The organism is Microvirga sp. Mcv34, assembly GCF_024519725.1.
Lineage (GTDB): Bacteria > Pseudomonadota > Alphaproteobacteria > Rhizobiales > Beijerinckiaceae > Microvirga.
On sequence record NZ_JALJRK010000159.1, the window covers coordinates 1 to 5,251 of the forward strand.

At 59.9% G+C, this 5,251-nt stretch carries 3 protein-coding genes and 4 pseudogenes; 2 read left to right on the top strand and 5 right to left on the bottom strand.

Annotation, left to right across the window (positions count from 1 at the left end; translation table 11 throughout):
- Positions 1-99: 99 nt before the first annotated feature.
- Positions 100-408: pseudogene (locus OC446_RS29155) on the top strand (group II intron reverse transcriptase/maturase); the annotation flags it as partial.
- A 24-nt stretch (positions 409-432) separates the two neighbouring features.
- On the opposite strand, the gene OC446_RS29160 reads toward OC446_RS29155, so the two are convergent.
- Positions 433-1,350, bottom strand: a complete 918-nt coding sequence (locus tag OC446_RS29160; protein WP_262032412.1) for a hypothetical protein — start codon at positions 1,348-1,350, stop codon at positions 433-435.
- A 60-nt stretch (positions 1,351-1,410) separates the two neighbouring features.
- Here OC446_RS29160 and OC446_RS29165 point away from each other — a divergent pair.
- A pseudogene (locus OC446_RS29165) lies at positions 1,411-1,755 on the top strand (transposase); the annotation flags it as partial.
- A gap of 28 nt (positions 1,756-1,783) precedes the next feature.
- Here OC446_RS29165 and OC446_RS29170 read toward each other — a convergent pair.
- The 4 genes and pseudogenes from OC446_RS29170 to ltrA form a co-directional block, all read right to left on the bottom strand.
- Positions 1,784-1,999: pseudogene (locus OC446_RS29170) on the bottom strand (integrase core domain-containing protein); the annotation flags it as partial.
- Between the two features lie 16 nt (positions 2,000-2,015).
- Positions 2,016-3,086: an IS110 family transposase gene (locus OC446_RS29175; RefSeq protein WP_262032413.1), complete on the bottom strand. Its 1,071-nt coding sequence runs from the start codon at positions 3,084-3,086 to the stop codon at positions 2,016-2,018.
- 199 nt (positions 3,087-3,285) lie between these two features.
- Positions 3,286-3,558, bottom strand: a pseudogene (locus tag OC446_RS29180) (DDE-type integrase/transposase/recombinase); the annotation flags it as partial.
- Positions 3,559-3,625: 67 nt separating this feature from the next.
- Positions 3,626-5,152 carry a group II intron reverse transcriptase/maturase gene (ltrA, locus tag OC446_RS29185; RefSeq protein ID WP_315986560.1) on the bottom strand — a complete coding sequence of 509 codons (1,527 nt, stop codon included), beginning with the start codon at positions 5,150-5,152 and terminating at the stop codon, positions 3,626-3,628.
- Positions 5,153-5,251: the final 99 nt, after the last annotated feature.

The window sequence follows — 5,251 nt, forward strand, 5'->3', positions numbered from 1 at the left end:
CCGTAGTAGTCCGCGACAGGGAAAGCCTGTCACATGGCGAAGGGGAACAGTTCAAGCCGCTTGAAGTGCAAACTACCTGACCCAATGAGGTGAAGACCTTTGATAATCAGTGAAATGCAGCACAAGCTCGCAACATGGGCCAAGACCGATCCAAACCGCAGGTTTGATCGGCTTCTCCGGCTCATTGCCGATCGGGAATGGCTCGCCGAGGCTGCCCGGGTCGTTCTGGCGTCACGTGGCGCCCGAACTCCGGGCATTGACGGAATGGATAAGCAACGACTCCAGGTCAGACTGGATCAGCATCTGGATGACCTGAGAATAAAGCTGCTGGAAGGGAGCTATCACCCCGACCCAGTGAAGCGGATCTATATCCCGAAGTCTAATGGCAAGCTACGACCACTGGGTATTGCGATGTAGGAGGCATAATGCACCTCATGCAGTAAGCGTTGGGGATGTCGGATGAAGGTGTCCTGATTTGGCGATCCAGGTCCGGAGGCGGTGATCCAATGCGGCATCGATCGTGATCGCGTACGGGCCTTTCGGCCTGCTTCGCACAGGAGAGATGATACCGTGTGCGATCCAATAATGAACGACCCAGAGGCTAACGCCATATCGTTCTCCCACTTGTCGCACGCTGAGGCTCCCTACCGGCGGTTTGGGCGCAGGAATGCGATGCTTGTAGCGGATCCATTTGATCGCGCCTGACGTGAACGGCTTTCCTGTCGCACTGCGATGGTCCTCAGCACGTAGGAGGGCGACAATTTCATCATCATGGTGATCGACCGCCAACTCTCGAATGCGCGCGACAAAGGCCTCAGGATACCGAATGGCCTCAGCCCGGTTCGGGGGCAGTTGGAGTTGCAGGACTTCCGTTGCGCCTCCTTGCCAGCGAACTTGCAATCGGACGAGCTTCGGCTCTGGTCCCCGCATCACGGTGATGTCGCGCACCAATAAGCGCAGGATGCGCTTGCGGTCCCGTGCTGTCGTGGTTGGAGCCGACCAGAGGCGAGGGAAGTTCTCGGCCAGCTCGAGAATCTGTCGCTTCTGCTCGGCGGTGACGGCGCGCATCGTCTTTTGTTCAAAGGCCGCGAGCTCGGCTTCGAGCTCATGCAGGCGCTGCAGGGCATCGTTCCAACGTGTTTCGAGCGTCGCGGCGATCAGCCGGTTTGCTGGATCGACAGCTTCGTAGCGACGCTCCGCAAGCTCGGCCTCATAGCGCGCCCGCTCGACCCGCATCCGCCACTGTGCGCCGATCTCGCGATCCCGCTCTTCCAGGTTCGTCAGCGCTTTGAGCGCGAGCTCGATCGTCACCGGCGTGATGGCGCTGACTAACACTACTTTGGCAGGCATGAGGAACCGGGCGAGGCCGGTCGACGTCTCCTCCTAAAGGAATATCCGCAGGAGGTTGTCATGAGCACCTCAGTTGCGTGGGAGCACGAACTCCAGTCCTGGCTCGAACCCTTTCTCACCCCACTTCGTCACCCGGCACGCCGGCGCATGTGCCCGCTCTATGTGGCAGGCCTGATCGGCCCCGGCGAGCGCAAGAGCCTGCAGCCGATGGCGGCTCGGGTGGCGCCGGCCGATTATGATCAACTGCATCATTTTGTGGCGGTCGGCCCGTGGGACGAGGGGCCGCTGGAGGCCGAACTCCTCGCCCAAGCCAACCGACTTGTCGGCGGGCCCGACGCCATCCTGGTGATCGACGACACGGCGCTGCTCAAGAAGGGCACCCATTCGGTGGGTGAACCGCGCCGAGTTTTCCGGAGGCTGGTTGGCTTGGATTCTACGCGGCCATCGGCATGACCTCAAGCTTCGCATAGTAGGCGGCTTCCGCCTCGGCGGGCGGGATGTTGCCGATGGGCTCGAGCAGACGGCGGTTGTTGAACCAATCGACCCATTCGAGGGTGGCGAACTCAACGGCCTCAAACGAGCGCCACGGCCCGCGCCGATGGATCACCTCGGTCTTGAACAGGCCGATGACAGTTTCCGCCAGGGCATTGATGCTCCTATAGAGGTCAAGAGGCCGAAGAGAGCATTGTGGGAGGCCTGCTGGCTCGGCAGAGATAGCCAAAGATCTCCCGTGCGACAAAGCGCTTGAGACAACGAATGATCTCCATCTTGCCCTTGCCCTCTGCCGTTCGTCGACGGACATAGTCAAGGGTTGGTGGATGGCTGCGCATCCTGATAATGACGACGCGATAGAGAGCCGCGTTAGCCTGACGATGGCCACCGCGGTTGAGACGGTGACGTGAAGTCTTGCCGCTCGAGGCCGGAATGGGACAGGCGCCACACAGTTTGGCGAAGGCTGCTTCCGAGCGGATGCGCTCGGGATTGTCGCCGACGAGGATCAGCATCTCGGCCGCCGTACCGGTCGACATGCCATGAGCCTCCTTCAGGATCGGCGCGCAGGCGGTGGTCAGAGCATCGAGATCGGCATCGTGGCTTTTGATCTCAGCATCGAGCATCAGCCAGCGCCGGGCGAGAGCGCGTAATGTTGCTTTGGCTGAGGCTGTTGGTGAAGTCATCGCTCCCGGTCTCAGGGCGGCTAAATGGCGGATCAGGGTCATTTTGCCGGTGAGGCCGTCAAGGCTCTCGCGCAAGGCAGTGGGAGCATTGACGATGATCGTCTTGAGGGTGACCATCGCCTGGGTGCGGCTCTTGACGGCGGTGTCTCGCGCCACCTTGAGATGGCGGATCATTTCCACGGAGCTGGTGCCCGACTTCGGAGCCGCCCTTGCCTGGCCACTAAGAACGGCGCGGGCCGCGTTCTCAGCATCAAGCGGGTCATTCTTGCCATGCTGGTGTCGGATCTGGCGATTGGGGCGGTTGACCTCGATGACATTGTGGCCTCTCTCGTGCAGGAAGCGTGCCAGGCCAGCCCCATAAGAGCCTGTCCCCTCGATCCCGAAGGCGCGAACGGGACCCAAGGATTGAGCCCAGCTCTCCAGCTCCTGATAGCCTCTGCTGCTCGCCAGCAGGGTCATTGCCCCGAGGCGGGCTCCCAGCCCGTTGATGGCGACAGCGGTATGGGCTTCCTTGTGGGTGTCAATGCCGATGATGATCTCAGCAGGATCAGCCTTGCGCATTCCTCGTCCTCCGCAGGTAAGAACCTGACAGGTTCCTGCGAGCGGACAGGACTGTGATGGGACGAGACCCTCAAGCTCCTATCAAGTCACGCGACAGCAGACCGTCAGGTGCCGCCCGGAGGACCGACACGTCAATGCAATGACACGCAGTCAATCGTACGAAGGGTCAGGCCTTCCGAGCGGCTCTCACATTCTCACAGTCGTACGAGTCGCCAACACTGCCGACCGATGGCTCGATCTCCGCCTTAGCGAGGCGCTCGGTGTACTTCAGTGACACATATTGAACTCCCCTGTCGGAGTGGTGGATGAGGGTGGCTCGCCAGGGCTGCCGGTCATGGAGAGCTTGCTCCAGGGCATCGAGCACGAACTCGGCCCGGGCCGAGCGCGACACTCGCCAGCCCACGATCCTGCGGGCGAAGGCATCGATCACGAAGGCCACATAGACGAAGCCCGACCAGGTCGCCAGTGGAGTAAGAAGCGCAAGTGCGCTTCTCCTCCCCGAACCGTACATGCACCTTTCAGCGCATACGGCTCTCCATTCAAGCTTGGCCCATGGCCATAGCAACATCCTGATAGCGCGATGTGACGGTGTTGCGGGCTTCGCTCCGGAAGATGTATGGGTTCTCCTCCGGATTGCGCCACCGGAATTGCGCCTTGGGGCTCGAGACAAGCCTGTGGAGCGCTTTGCCGATGGCGTCCCCGCGTTCATTGCGACCGTAAACGAGCCAGGTTTTCGCCTTGCCCGGTTCCGGAGCCTTGTACCATTTGCGCATCAGAGGCTTGATGCGGGATCGGTATTTGTGCCCCAGCCAATGCGCCAGTTTCCAGAACACAACATGGTCGATGTGCCGGAATACGTACGCAGTGAAGTCGGTGAACTTGTAGAACGCTGCCCAACCGGCCAGTTGTCGGTTGAGACTGGCGATCATATCGACCGTGCTGACACTATGATTGCCGGAGAGGGTCTCGGTCAGTTTGCGAACAAACCCCTTGGCCTTCTCCTTGGGTATCGTCGTAACGACAGACATCCGTCCGTGCGCCCCTCGCTTGCGAATGATCCGGTGCCCCAGAAAGACGAAGCCATCGTTGACGTGAGTGATATGGGTTTTGTCCATATTCAGCGTCAGCTTCAGTTCACCTTCCAGAAAGACACGGCATTCCTCACGGATCTCTTCTGCCTGAGCCTTGGATCCTTTTACGATCACGACAAAGTCGTCAGCGTATCGGCAGTAGGCGATAGCCGGCTTCCATTGTCGGTTCTCACGAACCGTAATGGGGCGGCCTTGCTTGATGCCGAAGTTCCAGGCCCATCGATCCTTACGCGCCTTGTCGCTGAGGTATTTCGCCTCAAGCCACGCATCAAACTCATGGAGCATGATGTTGGACAGGAGCGGTGACAGAACGCCACCTTGCGGAACGCCTTCGCTGGAGGCCACGAATAGGTCACGGTCAATGTGACCCGCCTTCAGGAACTGACAGAGAAGATCGACAAATCGCCTGTCCTGCACCCGCCGCCGCACACATCTGATCAACAGCCGGTGATGGACCGTATCGAAGTAGCTTGCCAGATCACCTTCGATGATCCAGCGGCCTCTCGTATCGGTTCCATCCTGAAGCTGTATCTTCACGGTGCGGACGGCATGATGCACGCTCCGTTCAGGCCGGAAGCCATAGGAAAGCCGATGGAAATCGCTTTCCCAGATCGGCTCCATGGCCATCAGCATGGCGCGTTGGACAATGCGGTCCGTCAGGGTCGGAATACCCAATGGTCGTAGCTTGCCGTTCGCTTTCGGGATATAGATCCGCTTGACCGGCTTGGGGCAGTAGCTGCCCTTCAGCAGGCTCATCCGCAGGTCGGCCAGATGCTGGTCCAGTCTGACCTGCAGTCGTTGCTTATCCATTCCGTCAATGCCCGGTGTTCGGGCGCCACTTGACGCCAGAACGATCCGGGCGGCTTCGGCGAGCCACTCCCGATCGGCAATGAGCCGGAGAAGCCGATCAAACCTGCGGTTTGGATCGCTCTCGGCCCATGTTGCGAGCTTGTGCTGCATTTCGCTGATTATCAAAGGTCTTCACCTCATTAGGTCAGGTAGTTTGCACTTCAAGCAGTTTGAACTGTTCCCCTTCGCCATGTGACAGGCTTTCCCTGTCGCGGACTACTACGG